Below are 16,118 nucleotides of genomic sequence, written 5' to 3'. Positions count from 1 at the left end.
TCAACCGGGGATGTGCGGTTTCCTTGAGTATACCTGGTTTCGTTCAGGTGCCTCATTGACACCAGGTATATATCATATATCTAGTCACCATCATAGACTTTCAAAAGACGGAGACTTCCGCACATGACCAACACAGATGTTCTGTTTCAGCCCTTCAAGCTTAAAACCCTTGAACTTCCCAACCGCATCGTGATGGCACCGATGACCCGCACCAAGGCCGAAAACGGCATTCCCGGTGCGATCAATGCCGAATATTACCGCAAGCGCGCCGAAGGCGGCGTTGGCCTGATCCTGTCAGAAGGCACGGTGATTGACCGTCCGGCATCGCGCAATGATCCGGGCATTCCGTTTTTCCATGGTGATGCGGCAATTGCCGGCTGGAAATCGGTTGCCGATGCCGTTCATGCCGCGGGCGGCAAAATGGGCCCGCAAATCTGGCACACCGGTTCAACCCGCGCCTTTACCGAATGGGAACCCGATGCCCCGGTCGAAAGCCCGTCGGGCCTTCTGGCGCCGGATCAACCGCGCGGCAATGCCATGACCGATGCCGATATTGCCGATACCATTGCCGCCTTTGCCAAGGCCGCGCTTGATGCCAAGAATGCCGGTTTTGACACCTTTGAAATCCATGGCGCACACGGCTATCTGATTGACCAGTTCTTCTGGTCGGGGACGAACCTGCGTACCGATCGCTTCGGCGGCAAAACCATTGCCGAACGTGCAACCTTTGCCGGCGAAGTCGTGGCTGCGATGCGTGCCGCCGTTGGTCCGGATTTCCCGATCATCCTGCGCGTCAGCCAGTGGAAGCAACAGGACTTCACCGCCCGCCTTGCCACCACGCCTGATGAAATGACGTCCTGGCTGGCCCCGCTGGTCGAGGCCGGCGTCGATATCATCCACGCATCCCAGCGTCGTTTCTGGGAACCGGAATTCCCCGAAATTGATGGCGAAAAGGGCCTGAACTTTGCCGGTTGGGCCAAAAAGCTTACCGGCGCACCGACCATTTCGGTGGGCTCGGTCGGGCTTTCATCGGACTTCATCGGCGCGTTTTCGGGCGAAGCATCCGAAAAATCCAACCTGGATGGTCTGGTCGAACGCATGGAACGCGGCGAATTTGATCTGATTGCGGTTGGCCGTGCGCTGATCACGGATGCCCAGTGGCCCAACAAGGTCGCCAAGGGTGCCTTTGACGAGCTTGAGGATTTCAATCCTGCGGCCCTGGCCGAACTGGTCTGATCAAAACATCCCCCGACCCCGCATATGCGTATCCCCCATACGCAAAAAGAAACCGGGCAGCGCCATCATCGGCGCTGCCCGGTCTTTTTGAATGCAGCCATCACTGCGGCTTCCATCCATCGGATTCGTTCTTCTCACCCCTGTTTCGGGGCCTGACGGCACTATACCTATCCTCATCGGCATCACCCTATACCATCACAAAACCCGCAGAAAACTGCGTTTTTTGGACGAACTTTAATTTTTATAAATATACATTGGTATAGTTTTCTTGATCTTTGGGATAGTATTTGGTATTCCATAGATCAGGAACAGCAATCATCACAGCCGTCGGAACGGGCTGGGAACCGATAAAAAGAAGTTGATGGACATGAAGACAAACATGGCAAACCCGGAAAATACCAAAGAACGCAACCGCGTTTATCTGCCGGAAAACCGGCATCGTTGGGCCTCCAATGATGAGGTCGAAAAGCCGAGCGTTATGCTGCGTGGCCCCAACATTCTTGTTGATGACGACACCAAATATCAAAACCGCCTGAAAAGAAGCCCTTTTCCCAATCTTGCGGCTTTTACTCTGTCGGGTGTCACCGTGCTGGTGATCCTGGCCGGGGTCTGCTTTGAAGTTTCGACACTGCTGAACGGCTAGTCCAACACCAAAATAAAAACGACCAAAGTAAAAACGATACGACGCAAACTGAACACAAGACAGAACGGGCAGTGCTGATCACAGCACTGCCCGTTTGCTTTTGGCGCATTTTCACGCCCTATGATCGTCTGATCACTGCGTCTGTTGCAGATGTTCGGGCAGGATGTGAACACCGTTCGCATCAAGGGGCAAATCATCAACCCGCGTTACATGGGCAACGCCCAGTACATCATAAAGATGGGGGAACAGCGTACCACCACGGGCCGGTTCCCATTTAAGCTTGGCCTTGATCGGTGCGACCGGCACATGCAAAAGCTTCAACCCGTCGCGCTTGGTGTAATGCAGCGCAAGTGTTGCCGCCAGCGTATCAATGGTCGAAAAATGGATAAAGCCATCGGCAATATCGTGCGGCGCACCGGCATACTGCCCGGATGCCAGGGCTTCCGCCCATTCATCCGATCCCAGCACGCGGTAAATGATTTCATGTTCTGTATTTGTCATGCGCGGAATTTAGGCAGGCCCGCCCAAAACGGCAAGCCTATTTCATCTGACTTCTAAGCCAGCCCAGAAGCGTCGCATAGCGTTCTGTTCCGGCAAAATCGGAACCACACACCAGCCAATAGGCCGACTTCATCGCAACCGATGGCCCGACCGGCACAAGAAAGCCCTGGGCAATATCGCCCTCGACCAGCAGGGTCCGACCAAGCCCGATGCCCATTCCGTTGATTGCCGCCTGCAACACCAGATCGGCACGATCAAAGGCAATGTGACGCGCATCCGTCTCAATGCTCAGCCCCGCCTGATCCTTGTAATAGGCCCAGCTGAAATCGGTATCATCACGCTCCCCCGCGACGTCTTTAAGAAATGTGGTCGATGGCAAACCGGCGATCATTTCAAGGGTCGCACCGGGATCACAATATCCCGGCCGGGCCACCGGCAGTATTTCAGCCTTTTTAAGCAGGGTCGAATGCAGCCCCGGATAAGGCCCGACACCAAAACGGATGGCGGCATCAATTACGCCCGCCCGGAAATCAGCCGGGCGGTCATTGACATCAAGGGCGATTTCAAGCCCCGCCTCCGCCGCACGTCCCAAATGCGGCAAGACCCATTTCATCGCCAGCGACGATGACACCGACAAGCGCACCGCCCCCCGGTTTTCGAACTTTTCGAGCCGATCAAACGCCCCGTCCCAGACCGCCATCACCTCAATCGCCGCAGCACAAAGAATACGCCCATATGCCGTCGGGGTGATCTGGCGCGTGGTACGCTCAAACAACGAAAAGCCAAGTGCCTCTTCCAACAGATTGACCCGATGACTGATTGCCGATTGATGCACGCCCAGTATTTCGGCCGCCTTGCTGAAACTGTTTTCCCGCGCAATCGCCGCCAAAAGCGGGGCATTCTGATTGGCCTTGGCCATCAGGCCCGCACGCGATTTTTCATGAGGTTTCTTCATTTATATATGAATTCATAATCTGTGAATTGGTGCCTAAAATCGGCCTAACAAAGATTCTAGCAGGAAAAGAGTTATGAGCATACATCAAGAAATTAACCGGACCGTTCCGGTTCAGATCGTCAATGCCTTTGTCAAAGATGGCGCGGGCGGCAACCCGGCCGGGGTTGTGCTGGATGCCGACCGCTATAGTGACGATGAAAAGCTTTTGATCGCACAAAAGGTCGGGCTTTCGGAAACCGCCTTTGTCTCGAAATCCGAGACCTGCGGGATCAGACTTGATTTCTTTACGCCGACCAAACGCATCGCCCATTGCGGTCATGCCACCATCGCGACCTTTTCCTATCTGGCCGAACTTCAACGCTTTGGCGATGGCGAAACATCCAAGGAAACTGTCGATGGCCCGCGCAAGATCATCCTTGATCGCGGCATGGCCTATATGGAACAGCTTGCACCGACCTACACCCCTGCGGCCAACTGGTCTGATAAGGGTGTCACACTTTGCGATGTTCTGAAATCACTCGGCCTTGCCAGTGATGATCTTGATGACCGCGCCCGCCCTGTTCTGGTCAATACCGGCAATAATTTCATCGTGCTGGCGGTCAGGGACCAAGCAATCCTTAAAAATATCACCCCCGATCAGGACGCCATCAACGCGATCAGCGAAAAGCTTGATCTGATCGGCTATTACATCTTCACCACCGAAACCGATGATGCGGATATCGATGCCACCACCCGCATGTTCGCCCCGCGCTATGGCATTGCCGAAGAAGCCGCCACCGGCATGGCCGCCGGCCCGCTTGCCTGTGTGCTTCATGATTTTCTGGACATAAAAAAGGACACCTTCCTGATCGCCCAGGGCGCATTCATGGCCCAACCCTCACCAAGCCAGATCAAGGTTACCCTTGACCTCAAAGACGGCCGCATCACCGGCCTTCTGGCCGGCGGTCAGGGCAAGGTCATGAAAAACCTCAACATCACCCTTTGATCTGCCCGCCATCCCGGGTGCTTCTGCCTCCATCGCCGAAGCACCCGAACTTTACCTGTGGGTAAACAAATTCCAGAAACCAAGCCACAAACAGCAAATCTTTACCCACAGGTAAACTTGATAGCGACGCCAACAGCCCAAGACAGGACGTCATCGTTGACGATGTCTCACGCCGCTGCGACGATTGGCTGACACAATGCGGATAAGCATGATGGATGATGAACTGACATTACCGCCGGGCATCGGCCCGCATAATGACCGCGAACTGGAATTGATGCTGGCCGGCAGCAAGCCGATGGCAATGTTTTCAGACGCGCTTCATGTCAGCGACTATTTCCCCGACGCCGATTTCGCCCCGCATGTCGCCGCAGGCACCATCATCCGCGTCGAAGAAATCATCCCCCGCCCGCCCTTTGAAATGCGCTACCTGTTCTTCGCCCTGCCCGGCGAAGAATGGCGGATCGAAGAAGCCCTGATCATGTCGCGCAATTTATGCGATGGAACGGTTATCGATCATGACGCCGATTCAGCGCGGATGGGGGAGCTTTTGGGGTATGCACCCGAAGATATTGACACATTTCTAAAGCACACCAGATGAGCTGGGTGACGATCACCAATATTGCTCATATTCCTTCATCAGAAGCGCGGTTTTCAGCAAACCTTGGCTTTCAGCAGTTTGAATGATCACGCTCGTTGACAAAGCTGGGTTTTTGAAACGTTTCCGCATTTTTCTAAGGGCTGAGAAAGCTGTGTGTTCATGCAGTGTAATCGTATCCGCAATGAAATCATCGAGTGATTTCGGTTCGATTGAGAACCTGCCAAGTTCTTCTGCAGGAAAATCTTTTAGATTATCTGTCACCAGAACTTGAGCATGTGTTGCCACCGCCGCAGCCAGGACATGGCGATCATCCGGGTCAGGCAGGTTTATGGCCGGAATAAACCGTTCGAAGTCAGCTACGCACGCATCTTCGAAAGCGCTTTCTACACTCTCACGCTCCTTCGCGGCATCAACTTCGCCATTTGTGATTTTCGCGATTGCCCGCTCCATCTCATCAAGGATCATAGAACTCCAACGCGGGCGAAACAGCTCTGTCTCTGCAAGACTCAGCAACAAATTTCGCTTGAACACACCAGCCAGAACACATGCATCCAATAGGGCTGTAAAATGGTCTGACCGGTATGTCATGGCGGATTAATATCCCTTGAGGATCAAATCTGCGTCCCTCTCTGCCATCTCGGACAGAGCAGCGGCGCGTCGAGCGTCCCGGACTTCCTTGTAAGCAAACAAGTCCTCTGCCTTGATCCGGCGATGCCGTCCAACGGTCGTATGCGGGATATCGCCCGCTTCAAGCAGCTTGATCAAATAGGGCCGGGACACATTCAGCAGATCTGCCGCCTGTTGTGTCGTCAGTTCTGCCGACAGCGGAATCATCTGAAAACCCTGACGGCCAGAAACAAGGCGCAACAAATTCATCAGGCTTTCGGTCAGGGCCGGACTGAGGGTGATGGTTTCCGCCCCGCCCTCTCCACGCATCACAGTCAGCTTGGTATCCTCGCCCTCCTTTGCCTGAGAGGCAATAATCTGGCGAAGCTGGTCTGCTGTTGCGCTTTCGATCTGCGTTGGCAAGCGGCCACCAAAATCATCTTTTCGTATTGCCGACATTGCGCATTCTCCATTTCCCGCGACATCCCCCTCCTCCTCTGGCCAAAGGGGGTGCCCAATATATAAGGCACTACCCTTATAAACGCAATATTCGAAACAATCGAAATATTCGAAATCACGTAATCTTCTTATCCGCACTCCTTTTCACCACACTCACCCCCAACACCCCAAGCGCAATGCCCCAGATCGGGCTGGTATTCACCAAGGCGGCGATGATCGCCGGGGCCTGGAGTGGCGTTAAGATGATCGCATAGGCGATGGCGCCCATGGTCATGATCCAGGTGAGTGCGACGGCATAGCCAAAGCTTGGCCGCCAGCGCCGCACGAAGGCATCTTCGCTGGCGACTTCGGTTCGGATGGTGCGATTGACCGATTTCAGCGTTTCGGTATCGCGGGCCAATTCGATTTCGGCCATGCGTTCGGTGTGGCGGTTGGCTTCAAGGATTTGGGCCGGTGTGACGTCGCCTTTGCTGACGGCTTGTTCGACCTGTTTAAGGCCGTCGGCGGCGGTTTTGGCGATCGGATTGTCGATATGATCAAGCCCCGCACCCACCGCCTTGATCAAAAGCGGCAGGCCGATCTGGGCAAGCAATGCCGGGATCACGTGATACCTCCCCTATCCAATATTCTTGTAAAATATGTGATGGCCGATCTCTGCAACCGGCACCTGCCCGCGCGCCCAATAGGGATCAACCGCATGGGTGTGGTAATGCGTCGCCCCGTCGGTCTGATCGGCAAGGTCACCCGTCACCGCGCGCTTGGCAATGCGTTTGCACAGCCGATAGGCCGGATCGCGCGGATTGATCGCCAGCAATTTCTTGCGGTTGGGATCACTGGCGTTCCAGCAGGAAAACTGACCGGGCTTGAGGCACACCGATCTGATGTCATTACCCCACCAATAGCGCCCGCGTTTGCGCGCAAAGGCCACACGGTTCAGGATCACTGATGCCACCGCCTCCATCCCGGCAAGGTCTTCGCCGCGGGCCTCGCCATAAAGGGTGCGGGCAAGGATTTCGGCATCCGGTAATGTTTCGGGCAATGTGTCAGGAAAGGCTTCGGGTTCAACAATCGGGCGGGTCATAAGATCAGTCATGGACCGGTTCCTTTTTAAGCGGGCTGTCAAGTTTGGCCTCGATCCGGAGCAAATGCCCCGTCAGGCGTTTTTCAATGTCTTTGAGATACGGGATCGAGACATAGTTGCGCGCCACATCAAGCTTGAAGTCGGCAAGATCGGCGCGCAGATCGCCGCAATCGGCATCATGGCGGCTGCGCTGATCCTCGATCCGGGTCAGCAATTCCGATCGCATCCGCCAATGCAGCCAGAACAGGCTGGCCACTGCCGGAATTTCGACCGCGGTGATCCACCAGATCACGTCGACAGGCTGGGCAAGCTCGGTCATGTTCCGGGGCCTCGTGATTTCGATAAAAAAAAGACCCGCAAACCGGTTGGTTTGCAGGTCAGTTCAAGGAGGTCATCACGACCGGGGCAACACCTCCGGTTTAGATGATCGGCATAAAACTTGTCTAGGCGGGGTGCACCGATCAGGCCGCACCATCCATGCGCAGTCTCTGTCCCGTTGTGGCATCACTCGGGCGCCATCCGGCGCCATTCCTGTGCGTGTGCCAGTACCAGTGCCAGTAACCGTACCAGTGACCGTGCCCGGGTCCCAAGCCAAGGAAGGCCGTTGATCACGGCCCCGAAAGGCAGAGGCAGTCCTAGGCAGCAGGTCCCTTGATCTTTGCTTCAAGATCCTGCCAGGCCTCGCCGGAGGCCACCAGGCAACTTGGCCCGGACGGATAGGTAAACAGGATCGTCCATGTCTGCCCGTCCGGTGCCTTGAGCACCTCGATCACGCCACCGTTCGAGGTCACGCCAACCGCAACCGGTTCCTCGGAATATTTGGCACTCAGGCTGTCGATAACCTTGCTGCGGTCACCACAAACCGGAGACGCCTGTGTTTCCGGGATCGCAACTGCAACGGCACCTGCCATTACAGCCATCAAGCTTAGTTTCTTCCACATGGTCAGGCCTCCTGACAGTCAGGTGCGCCCACAGGGGCGTCTTGTTGTCCTGGACTGCTAAATTGATCAACAAATCGATCTGGCCGTTTCCGGGTTTATAAACTTGTTTTGCGCGGCGCACTCTACTCTTTGGTATAGGTTTAAAAACTCTCTACTATTCTTTCATATAATAAACGTAGGGATCAAAGCTGAAAATTCCATGAATATTTCACAAATGTGATACACCGCCGGGCTAACTACTTGGCATTGCGAGAAAGTTTTTTTCTCCCGTCAGGGTTTCCAAGCCATCATTCACGGATTGAAACGGTTTTCCGCCCGGAAAGCCCCGCCATTTCGCCGCCAGTCGGCGCGAAGCAGCGGCATATCGACCCGCGGCAAACGAACCGGTTCGGCCAAAATGCATCCCGCCACCGCATCAAGCCCGTCATCATGGCCAACACTATTTTGACCGGCACTGTTATGACCAGAACTGGCGGGATGCCATTCGCGCAACTGTCGCAGGAACGGCGTTTTGACCACGGCCGCCCCGACATGAAGCAGCCCCGCCCCCATCACCGCGCCAAAGGCATCCTCGATCCGGGTCACCTTGTTGGTGGCTTCATAATGTTCTACGACGCTTGCCGCCCAGCCGATCGCTTTAAGTTCGCGCCGCAGGATATTGGGCAAAAACCGCCCGATGCCATTGGTCTCGATCCGCACTGATGGCAGATGGTTGCGCGCCATGAATGCCCCGACCTGTGCACAAAGCTGACTTGCCTCGTCACGCCACGGGGCATCGCCTTTTTGCCCGCCCTCATGCGGGCTTCTTGCCCGCAACCAGGCGATATCATGAAGCCAGTATTCCCCCTGATCACAAATATAGACGCAGGCCACCACCGCCCCGTCGCCCTTGGCTGCGCCAAAGCTCGGATCAAAGTGGCAGGCACTGGCGACCATGGTGCGATCCCCGATGCCAAGCTGCATCCGGCCATTGGCATATTCGATTTCGGCCAGATCGTCGTAATAGTGCAAACGCGCCGGATCAAACGGCCCGGCATTGGGGGCAACCATTTCCAGCATCATCTGGCTTTGAAACTTGTGGGCTGGCGTGCGCGCCCTGATCGCGGCGATTGCCGCCTGATCAAACCGTTCGGGCCAGTTTGATGCCCCATGCTTATTGACGATGGGCAGCACAAAACGTGAGAAACCATTTAAAAATGGCGCGACCTCGCCGGTTTCCGGGCGCATTTCATCGGCATAGATCGAATAGTAACTGTGCGGGGTTCCGACATAAAGCTGTGCGCCGCCGGGCGACAGGACATAGGAAATCTCGGACAGTTTTTCGCGAAGCTCGCTTCGTTTATGGGCGGTATCGCTGTTTTTGGGAACTTCGACATCATCACAAATCACGATATCGGCGCGCGATCCGGTGATATTGCCGCCAATGCCAACAGCCTGCATGGACGGATCGCGCAACACACCGGGCCGCGCCACGGTGAACCGTTCACTGCCCCAGTCGGTCAGACGGTCGGGCACAAGCCCCGCCAATAACGGGTGGCGTTCGACAATGCGTTTGACGTTGCGCACCATCTTTTTGGCCAGATCAAGGTCGGCCGCAAGAACCAGAATGCGCAAATCGGCATCGCGATAGAGCAACCAGGCACAAAACAGCCCGACAATCGTTGATTTCCCGGAATTGCGAAACGCCATCAGCAACATCTCGCGCCGCCCGGCGTTCCAGCACTCCTCCAGCCAGTCGGCCATTTTCCGATGATGGGATGGCAAGCCAAGCCCCAGAACCTGATCCCAGATCCAGACGAACTCGGCAAAGCGGGCAGTTTGAGTACTTGGTATCATCCCGCCCTCCTGTCGGCACTATAAATCAGCGCGTCTATCGCGCGCCCGGAAAACAGCCATGACCAATCACGCCGCCAGTTCAACTAGCCGGTGACCTTGCCTCTCGGAGGCAGCAATATCTGATATTTCTGAGTAAAACTGACCGGCAATCAAAGGTCAAAGATGCCGGTTTACATCCATCCGCCCATGCAGAACGCGGACAACCTCAATGGCATCACTTGCCTGCCGGTAATAAATCACATGTGCCCCAACCGGGGTTTTGAAATAGCCGTCTCGCACATCGCATTTCTGCCCGATGCGCTTTGATGCAGCCAGCTCAGAAAACACCCAGGAAATCGCGGATATATTTATCGGCCTGCGCCACCGACCAGCGTCGATGCGTATATCGCCAGATATCTTCAAGATCGGCCTCCGCCCGCGGTGTAAGGCGATATCGCGCATCAACCGCCATGCTCGGTCTTCATCCGGGCCAGAAACGCATCCCCGTCAAACGGTTTGGCGGGCCCGGATTGTTCACCCTCGATCAAGGCTTCTTGCAAGGCTTTAACTTTCGCCTCATGCTCTTCCAAAAGTCGCAATCCCGCCCGCACAACATCACTGGCAGACCCGTAACGCCCCGACTTGACCTGTCCGTCAATAAAACCGTTAAAATGCTCACCCAGCGAAACTGATGTATTGCGCGCCATGATCGACCTCCTCGATACCAATATGTATTATATATTGGTATCAGCCGTTTCTGCAATCGCGATATCATATCGCGCGCGTGGAAATCACCCCGTCTCGCTCCCGCGACGGCGGGAGCCCATCTTGCCTCGTCCCTCCAATCCCACGAATGCCCCGCAAGCAGGGCAGATGATCACGATGGCCTAAGTGTGCGCCGGGCCTCGGCAATCAGGTTTTCGACCACGCTGCCACCTTCCGTATCGCCAGATTCATCACCTCCCGCCTGCTCCGCCCCGTCACACGCCCAGCGCAGCAACTTGATCAGGCTTTCAAGATGCCCAAGGGCGGCTTTGCAGGCCGCCTGATGGGTGGAAAATTCCTTGGCATCCATGATGCCTGCGGCCTCGCCCGCAAGGCGCTGATAGGCATCCCGCGCCTGTGCGATATCATCGGGGAGCTCTGCCAAAAGGCGGGCGCGAAGCACCGCAATAGGATCGGTCTTCACAAGACACCTCATGGGGTTATTTTTAGAAAATTTGCTTACACCACCGAAAGTTCAGACAATCGCGCATCCGAAAGCCTGACCGGCCAGTAGGCCAGATTGCGCAAATGACCATTCAGATGCTTGTCCGTTCCGCCAAAGGATCCCAGCACGATATTGGAAAAATTGCACGGCATGGCAAAGCCCGACGGGGTTTTCAGAACGCTGCCGCCAAGGGCCACGGCGATAACATCATCCTCCCACGCCAGCGCAATGCGATGGCGGGTATCTGGTGACAGCGTCCCGTAAAGCGACTGAGTAATGATCGGCACACCATCCCTGCGCAAGGATATGCGCAACTGACCGGCATCGCTGTCATAGCCAAGATCAAGATGATCATCATTGAGACTGCCGGAATAAAGCTGCACGATCCGCCAGATGCCCGCCCATGCCGGGGCAGTATGCAGATCAAACACCATTGTCCCGGCCCCTTGGGCAAACCAGTCAGCCGGATCAAGCGTCACATTATCGGCGGCCCGAGATGCCGGGATGCCGTTACTGATGATATCGGATGTCGGCGCGGGCCCGGCTTCAAGCTGCGCATTCCAGATCAGCACCGATGCCGGAAGGTTCGAGATCGCCGTACTGATTTTCGGATAGCGCGTGGTGCCCGATGCCGGTTCAGAGATCCACACACGCTGCCAGGTTTCATCAAGACTGATGTTATGGCTTGATGGCCCGTTGATCCCGCCAAGGGTGACATCAACCGTTCCCGAAACCGCCCGCATCCAGATGGCAAAGCAATAGACATCCCCACTGATCAGCGATCCAACATTCTGATAAAGGCCATCGGCCCCGCCCGGAAGGTCAAGCAACATGGCGTCCGAACTGCCATCCGGGGCGGCAACCGCACTTGGCGCAACACTTACACCGGCGTTCTTTTCCCAAAGTGCATTGGAAAAATCCCGGGAATAGCGCAGCAAGTTGGTTGCCGCCCCCTCAATCAAAAGCCCCTTGCGCCGGCCAAGCCGGTCATGATCAAACCCCGGCTGATCATTGCCAAGGGTCGTGATCAATCCGTTTTCACCGCCAATCATTTTGCTTGATGCCCGCGCCACCGTCATGGCGGCCGCAAGCGGCTGATACCGCAATCCCATTGGATGCATCTCCTTGAAATCAAATCAGGAATTTCTGCCCGGCCCCCAGGCAAACAGGTAAGCAGGCAAGCAGTCACGCCATACAGGCTGTGCTACCCGCCAATGCGGTGCAAATGCCACCAGCTCAGAAGATCACTGGCCACGATCATGCGGGTCACATCATCGCTATGGCGCAACCGGATCCTGAGCCCGCTTGCCCCGCCCGGGGCAATGCGCACCACACCGCCAAGCCGCAAGCTGTGATTGGCGCCGCTTCCGGTCGCGGTGATGTCATTGGATTGCAGATGGATGTTCCAGTCCGTGCCATTGAACCGTTCGAGTGACAGGGTGGTCATCACCGCTTCGCTGGTGACCGGGAAACTTACCCCGACATCGATATGGTAAAATCCCGGCGCCATCCCGGTCAGACCATGACTGGCGGCGTCATAAAGCCCGTGGCTGTCTTCGACCACCTGATCCCACTCAATCAGGAAGGCACCCCCGGCCGGGATGCTTTGCGATGCAGTGCGCAACAGTTTGACGACCGGTCCGCTTTCGCGCACCGGACAGGCAAACCACCGCCCGCCGGTGATCCCGTCACAGACAAGATCAACCATATCACCCCGGATCGGCAGCGGATAAATCCCGCCTTCTGCCCCGCCATGGACCGGTGCAATCACATCCCCGCTGGCCGCTGCGATATCGACCTGTGTGCCATCCCCGTTAAACAGGCGATAACGCACCCCGTTGCGCGCAATCGATGCGTCGGGCAATGTCACCCGCGCCCCGTTTGACAATCGCACCAATGCGCCGGTTTCACGGATATCCATGATCCGGTTCAAGGGTGCATCAATCACCGGCTGGCGGCGCTCATCCTCCCAGCTCAGGGCATTGCCGCTGCGAAAATCAAGATCAAGCATCGCACCGGCATGATCACGCCCAAAGGATGCCAGGGCTGTTTGCGACCGGGCATCGGCGGCCTCCGCCCGATTGGCCGCCGCCTGGGCAAGGGTCGCGTTGCCGGCCACATTGGCGATATCCCCGGCATCCGGGCCATTGACAAGACCATCCCCCTCGTCATTCCAGATCAGAACACGCCCCGGCGCGATCGCCGGAAGTTTCGCCGATGCCTGATCGCGATCGGCCGCATCAAGGTGCAAGGCCGCCGAAAGCGCCCGGTCAATATCGCCGATTGCCACGGTCACAAAATCAAGATCACGGTCAATCGCATCGCCGCGCGGTACCGACATGGCGTCATAGGAACTCAGGCGGCGCAACCGCAAGGAGCGTGCAATATCGACCCGAACACCCGATGCCGGTGCGGTTTCAAATTTGACGATACCGCCCGCCCCCCTGGCCGCCCCCCTGGCCGCCGGCGATCCCGCCCCTGTCCCGGATCGGCCAAGGGTGACGTGAAACCCGGTCTCGACAGTTTCGCCATCAAGGCTGATTGCGACATCGCCGCTGTCAAACACGTCAAAATCGAATGGAAATTCATCGCGCGCCCCATCGCCTTCGAACTGGCGTGATGCGGTCATCTGATTGGTAAAGACCGTTCCCATATCCTTATCCCCCCAACCCGTCACGCCGCGCGAACCAGGCACTCAGCCGGGCGGTCGTATCATCCTGTGCGGTGCGCAAAAGCGACTTTTCGCGCCAGCTGGCACTGGCATTGATCTGATTGCGTTTGCGACTGGCCTCGGACGCATCTGCCTGCTGATCTTCACGCGCGGCCTTTTCATAACCGGCCAGCACCGCACTGGCAGATCCGCTGCCACCGGCCATCAGTCCCGATGCCCCCTGTCTGGCGCGCAGGGTCGCCTGCCTGCGGCGCAGGGCATCTTGGCGATCGGCATCCTTTTGTTTCTGGTTTGCGTCAATGTCGGCCAGTTCTGCCTTGCGATCAGCATCAAGCATGGCAATCCGACTTTGCGTACTGGCCTGATTGGCCTGGATCTGTTGTCCGGTCTGCAAGGCCGATGCCGCCATCGGCACGATTGATGTAAAGCCACCCATCAGTCATTCACCCCCATTTCCGATGCACATCCCAGCAATAAAAAAGGCCGGGGAAAATCCCCGGCAATCCGCCATAAACCCGAATGGATGGTTCCCCCGCTTCCGCGCCGCCATCCAAGACTTCGCAATGCGATATCCCCGCTATAAAGCCCGTCCGGATCATCCGGCGACACCGGCGACACCGGCAATGCAACATCGCGCAGGCCCCGCCCCGTATCCACACGAAGCTGCCCGCTTTGTTGCAGCCGCAAGGTCAGCGACACCAGACGCACCGCATTGCCGCCGTGCGGGCGGCTGCCATCCGATGCCGCCGGTGGCAGGGCAAAGATTTCATGGGTAAAGGCCAAACCGGCATCAAGTGTCGTGACCGCCCCGACATCGCCGGGCAAAGTCACCGTGCCGCCCGCCACCGCAAGCCCGGGGATCAGAACACCATCGCCCCAGGCATTGATTTCCATCCCTTCAAGCGCGCCGAGCTGCCCCCAATGCCGGCGCGGTTCTTCGCCCGCTTGGACCGACTGGCTGATTTGCAGATCAAACCCGCATGCCTCATCAAACAGGGCCAGAAAGTACCGATCCCCGCGTTTCAGGCTGACATAAACATCCCCGCCCGAAACCGCGACCGATGTAAAATCACACCCCGCCACCTGCTGTGCCGACCAGGCGGTAATGGTCTCGGACCGGTAAAGGGTCAGGGTGGCAAGCGATCCATCTGCCATCACCACATGCAACAACCGTCGATTGGCATCAAAGGCCTGATCAATCGGGTCTTTGACCAGATGACGTGACAGCAATGCCAGATCGGTCGATCCATAGGCCTGCTCGACATCGGTAAACAGGAATTCGCGAATTTCGCGCCCGCTGCGCCCGGCAAATACCGTCGCCCCGTCAATATTAACCAATGGCACGGTGCGATGGCTTTGACTGCCGATCCGGGTTTGACGGGTGACCTGAATATTGGCCGGTGTCAGGGGATCCCCCGTCACCATCCATTCCGATCCGCTGGTAAAGACCTGAAGATGGCGACCGGCAAAAATCCCCGTAATCGCATTGACCTGATCGGCCAGAAGGGCGAATTCAATCGCCTCGTCATCCAACCCCTCGCCCAGTTCGAAATTGAACAGATCCCCCGAATGCGACATCCACAGCCGGTTGGGCAAATCACGTGACCCGCCAATCACCAGCCGATCCTGATGGAATGTCACGCTGCGCGGCCAGCCACGCACATCCGAAAAGGCCTGCTCGGCAAAATCCACCGTAGCATTGCTATCCGCCAGACTGCCCTTAAGGGTCATGGTCGCGGTTTGGGCGTCGCCAACGGCGGTTATTTCGCCCTCGATCCCGGCAATCCGCCACAGGGTTCCGACATGGTTGGCGTCAAACATATCCATGCTGGCAACAAGGGTCACCGATCCGCTGGTGGCGGATGGTGTGATGGTCGCTGCCGGGTCGATGAATTTGTAAAACGGCTGGCTTGTGACCAGATCGGTTGCCCGCCAGGCCCAGGAAGTTACCTGCCAGCTTCCGGCCTGTGTGCGGCTGATACGCACCGGCGGAGCATCGGGATGAACCACCAGAAGCGTATCGGCACTTTGCGTCCAGTTCAAAAGATCATGATGTTCCGGCCCGAACGGGGTTTCAAACCATACGGTATTGACCCCGTTTTCAAACACAAAGGCCTTCTGATCGCCAAAGGCCAGGATATAGGTCTGCTCGGTATTGAATTCGAACTGAACAAGACGCACCGGCCCGTCAAGTTCGCCAACAAGGCGCGTGCCCGGACGGCGTCTTACCCCGCCGGACGGCTCGATAAACACATTGCGCAAACGTGCCGCCCCGTTGGCATAGGCATTCAGATCCGAACGCCCCCACAATTCCGGTGCCAGTTCCCCGGTCGAAAAGGTGTTTTTCTCAAGAACCCTGCGGGCCATCCCCCCCCCTTTTTTTAGCTAAATAAAGGTTTGTCAGCGTTAGAGCTGGA

19 protein-coding genes and 1 pseudogene are annotated in these 16,118 nt (G+C 56.8%); 4 read left to right on the top strand and 16 right to left on the bottom strand.

Annotated elements, in window-relative coordinates:
* The first annotated feature begins 123 nt into the window (after window positions 1-123).
* Both AUQ42_RS04450 and AUQ42_RS04445 read left to right on the top strand, forming a co-directional pair.
* Window positions 124-1,236: an NADH:flavin oxidoreductase gene (locus tag AUQ42_RS04450; protein WP_068517898.1), complete on the top strand. Its 1,113-nt coding sequence runs from the start codon at window positions 124-126 to the stop codon at window positions 1,234-1,236.
* Between the two features lie 361 nt (window positions 1,237-1,597).
* On the top strand, window positions 1,598-1,879 hold the full coding sequence (locus AUQ42_RS04445) for a hypothetical protein (protein WP_068517897.1): 282 nt from the start codon (window positions 1,598-1,600) through the stop codon (window positions 1,877-1,879).
* Window positions 1,880-2,011: 132 nt separating this feature from the next.
* Here AUQ42_RS04445 and AUQ42_RS04440 read toward each other — a convergent pair whose 3' ends face one another.
* Both AUQ42_RS04440 and AUQ42_RS04435 read right to left on the bottom strand, forming a co-directional pair.
* A complete protein-coding gene (locus AUQ42_RS04440; RefSeq protein WP_068517896.1) occupies window positions 2,012-2,380 on the bottom strand; it encodes a DUF952 domain-containing protein in 369 nt (122 codons plus the stop codon).
* A 37-nt stretch (window positions 2,381-2,417) separates the two neighbouring features.
* Window positions 2,418-3,335 carry a LysR family transcriptional regulator gene (locus AUQ42_RS04435; RefSeq protein WP_068517895.1) on the bottom strand — a complete coding sequence of 306 codons (918 nt, stop codon included), beginning with the start codon at window positions 3,333-3,335 and terminating at the stop codon, window positions 2,418-2,420.
* A 73-nt stretch (window positions 3,336-3,408) separates the two neighbouring features.
* Here AUQ42_RS04435 and AUQ42_RS04430 point away from each other — a divergent pair, with 73 nt between their 5' ends.
* Together AUQ42_RS04430 and AUQ42_RS04425 are read left to right on the top strand one after the other, a co-directional pair.
* Entirely contained in the window at window positions 3,409-4,320 is a 912-nt protein-coding gene (locus AUQ42_RS04430) for a PhzF family phenazine biosynthesis protein (RefSeq protein ID WP_068517894.1), read from the top strand.
* A 211-nt stretch (window positions 4,321-4,531) separates the two neighbouring features.
* A complete protein-coding gene (locus AUQ42_RS04425; RefSeq protein ID WP_068517893.1) occupies window positions 4,532-4,918 on the top strand; it encodes a hypothetical protein in 387 nt (128 codons plus the stop codon).
* A gap of 12 nt (window positions 4,919-4,930) precedes the next feature.
* On the opposite strand, the gene AUQ42_RS04420 is transcribed toward AUQ42_RS04425, so the two are convergent.
* The 14 genes and pseudogenes from AUQ42_RS04420 to AUQ42_RS04355 all read right to left on the bottom strand — a co-directional run bounded on the left by AUQ42_RS04420 (window position 4,931) and on the right by AUQ42_RS04355 (window position 16,068).
* Window positions 4,931-5,506: a PIN domain-containing protein gene (locus tag AUQ42_RS04420; RefSeq protein WP_068517892.1), complete on the bottom strand. Its 576-nt coding sequence runs from the start codon at window positions 5,504-5,506 to the stop codon at window positions 4,931-4,933.
* A 6-nt stretch (window positions 5,507-5,512) separates the two neighbouring features.
* A complete protein-coding gene (locus AUQ42_RS15990) occupies window positions 5,513-6,121 on the bottom strand; it encodes a helix-turn-helix domain-containing protein (RefSeq protein WP_231856680.1) in 609 nt (202 codons plus the stop codon).
* Entirely contained in the window at window positions 6,099-6,587 is a 489-nt protein-coding gene (locus AUQ42_RS04410; protein ID WP_068517890.1) for a 3TM-type holin, read from the bottom strand. The genes AUQ42_RS15990 and AUQ42_RS04410 overlap by 23 nt, the downstream gene beginning before the upstream one ends.
* Before the next feature lie 12 nt (window positions 6,588-6,599).
* Window positions 6,600-7,076, bottom strand: a complete 477-nt coding sequence (locus tag AUQ42_RS04405; RefSeq protein ID WP_068517889.1) for a cell wall hydrolase — start codon at window positions 7,074-7,076, stop codon at window positions 6,600-6,602.
* Entirely contained in the window at window positions 7,069-7,383 is a 315-nt protein-coding gene (locus tag AUQ42_RS04400; protein ID WP_068517888.1) for a hypothetical protein, read from the bottom strand. The genes AUQ42_RS04405 and AUQ42_RS04400 overlap by 8 nt, the downstream gene beginning before the upstream one ends.
* A 316-nt stretch (window positions 7,384-7,699) precedes the next feature.
* Entirely contained in the window at window positions 7,700-8,005 is a 306-nt protein-coding gene (locus AUQ42_RS04395; RefSeq protein WP_068517887.1) for a hypothetical protein, read from the bottom strand.
* A gap of 291 nt (window positions 8,006-8,296) precedes the next feature.
* Complete coding sequence (terL, locus tag AUQ42_RS04390; protein ID WP_068517886.1) at window positions 8,297-9,841, bottom strand: phage terminase large subunit; 1,545 nt, start codon at window positions 9,839-9,841, stop codon at window positions 8,297-8,299.
* A 156-nt stretch (window positions 9,842-9,997) separates the two neighbouring features.
* Window positions 9,998-10,292: pseudogene (locus AUQ42_RS15985) on the bottom strand (type II toxin-antitoxin system RelE/ParE family toxin).
* Window positions 10,282-10,527 carry a type II toxin-antitoxin system ParD family antitoxin gene (locus tag AUQ42_RS04380; protein WP_068517885.1) on the bottom strand — a complete coding sequence of 82 codons (246 nt, stop codon included), beginning with the start codon at window positions 10,525-10,527 and terminating at the stop codon, window positions 10,282-10,284. The pseudogene AUQ42_RS15985 and the gene AUQ42_RS04380 overlap by 11 nt, the downstream one beginning before the upstream one ends.
* 170 nt (window positions 10,528-10,697) lie before the next feature.
* Window positions 10,698-11,009, bottom strand: a complete 312-nt coding sequence (locus AUQ42_RS04375) for a hypothetical protein (RefSeq protein WP_068517884.1) — start codon at window positions 11,007-11,009, stop codon at window positions 10,698-10,700.
* Between the two features lie 35 nt (window positions 11,010-11,044).
* Window positions 11,045-12,142: a hypothetical protein gene (locus AUQ42_RS04370; protein ID WP_068517883.1), complete on the bottom strand. Its 1,098-nt coding sequence runs from the start codon at window positions 12,140-12,142 to the stop codon at window positions 11,045-11,047.
* Window positions 12,143-12,234: 92 nt separating this feature from the next.
* Complete coding sequence (locus AUQ42_RS04365; RefSeq protein WP_068517882.1) at window positions 12,235-13,683, bottom strand: hypothetical protein; 1,449 nt, start codon at window positions 13,681-13,683, stop codon at window positions 12,235-12,237.
* Window positions 13,684-13,687: 4 nt separating this feature from the next.
* Window positions 13,688-14,137: a hypothetical protein gene (locus tag AUQ42_RS04360; protein ID WP_068517880.1), complete on the bottom strand. Its 450-nt coding sequence runs from the start codon at window positions 14,135-14,137 to the stop codon at window positions 13,688-13,690.
* Window positions 14,137-16,068 carry a hypothetical protein gene (locus AUQ42_RS04355; protein WP_068517879.1) on the bottom strand — a complete coding sequence of 644 codons (1,932 nt, stop codon included), beginning with the start codon at window positions 16,066-16,068 and terminating at the stop codon, window positions 14,137-14,139. The genes AUQ42_RS04360 and AUQ42_RS04355 overlap by 1 nt, the downstream gene beginning before the upstream one ends.
* Window positions 16,069-16,118: the final 50 nt, after the last annotated feature.

Source organism: Thalassospira sp. MCCC 1A02491, assembly GCF_001613785.1.
GTDB lineage: Bacteria > Pseudomonadota > Alphaproteobacteria > Rhodospirillales > Thalassospiraceae > Thalassospira > Thalassospira povalilytica.
This window is presented reverse-complemented; position numbering and strand designations above follow the sequence as displayed.

Coding starts and splice junctions, on each gene's coding strand:
- AUQ42_RS04450 (WP_068517898.1), top strand. CDS start 124: ATGACCAACACAGATGTTCTGTTTCAGCCCTTCAAGCTTAAAACCCTT.
- AUQ42_RS04445 (WP_068517897.1), top strand. CDS start 1,598: ATGGACATGAAGACAAACATGGCAAACCCGGAAAATACCAAAGAACGC.
- AUQ42_RS04440 (WP_068517896.1), bottom strand. CDS start 2,380: ATGACAAATACAGAACATGAAATCATTTACCGCGTGCTGGGATCGGAT.
- AUQ42_RS04435 (WP_068517895.1), bottom strand. CDS start 3,335: ATGAAGAAACCTCATGAAAAATCGCGTGCGGGCCTGATGGCCAAGGCC.
- AUQ42_RS04430 (WP_068517894.1), top strand. CDS start 3,409: ATGAGCATACATCAAGAAATTAACCGGACCGTTCCGGTTCAGATCGTC.
- AUQ42_RS04425 (WP_068517893.1), top strand. CDS start 4,532: ATGGATGATGAACTGACATTACCGCCGGGCATCGGCCCGCATAATGAC.
- AUQ42_RS04420 (WP_068517892.1), bottom strand. CDS start 5,506: ATGACATACCGGTCAGACCATTTTACAGCCCTATTGGATGCATGTGTT.
- AUQ42_RS04405 (WP_068517889.1), bottom strand. CDS start 7,076: ATGACTGATCTTATGACCCGCCCGATTGTTGAACCCGAAGCCTTTCCT.
- AUQ42_RS04400 (WP_068517888.1), bottom strand. CDS start 7,383: ATGACCGAGCTTGCCCAGCCTGTCGACGTGATCTGGTGGATCACCGCG.
- AUQ42_RS04395 (WP_068517887.1), bottom strand. CDS start 8,005: ATGTGGAAGAAACTAAGCTTGATGGCTGTAATGGCAGGTGCCGTTGCA.
- terL (WP_068517886.1), bottom strand. CDS start 9,841: ATGATACCAAGTACTCAAACTGCCCGCTTTGCCGAGTTCGTCTGGATC.
- AUQ42_RS04380 (WP_068517885.1), bottom strand. CDS start 10,527: ATGGCGCGCAATACATCAGTTTCGCTGGGTGAGCATTTTAACGGTTTT.
- AUQ42_RS04370 (WP_068517883.1), bottom strand. CDS start 12,142: ATGGGATTGCGGTATCAGCCGCTTGCGGCCGCCATGACGGTGGCGCGG.
- AUQ42_RS04365 (WP_068517882.1), bottom strand. CDS start 13,683: ATGGGAACGGTCTTTACCAATCAGATGACCGCATCACGCCAGTTCGAA.
- AUQ42_RS04360 (WP_068517880.1), bottom strand. CDS start 14,137: ATGGGTGGCTTTACATCAATCGTGCCGATGGCGGCATCGGCCTTGCAG.
- AUQ42_RS04355 (WP_068517879.1), bottom strand. CDS start 16,068: ATGGCCCGCAGGGTTCTTGAGAAAAACACCTTTTCGACCGGGGAACTG.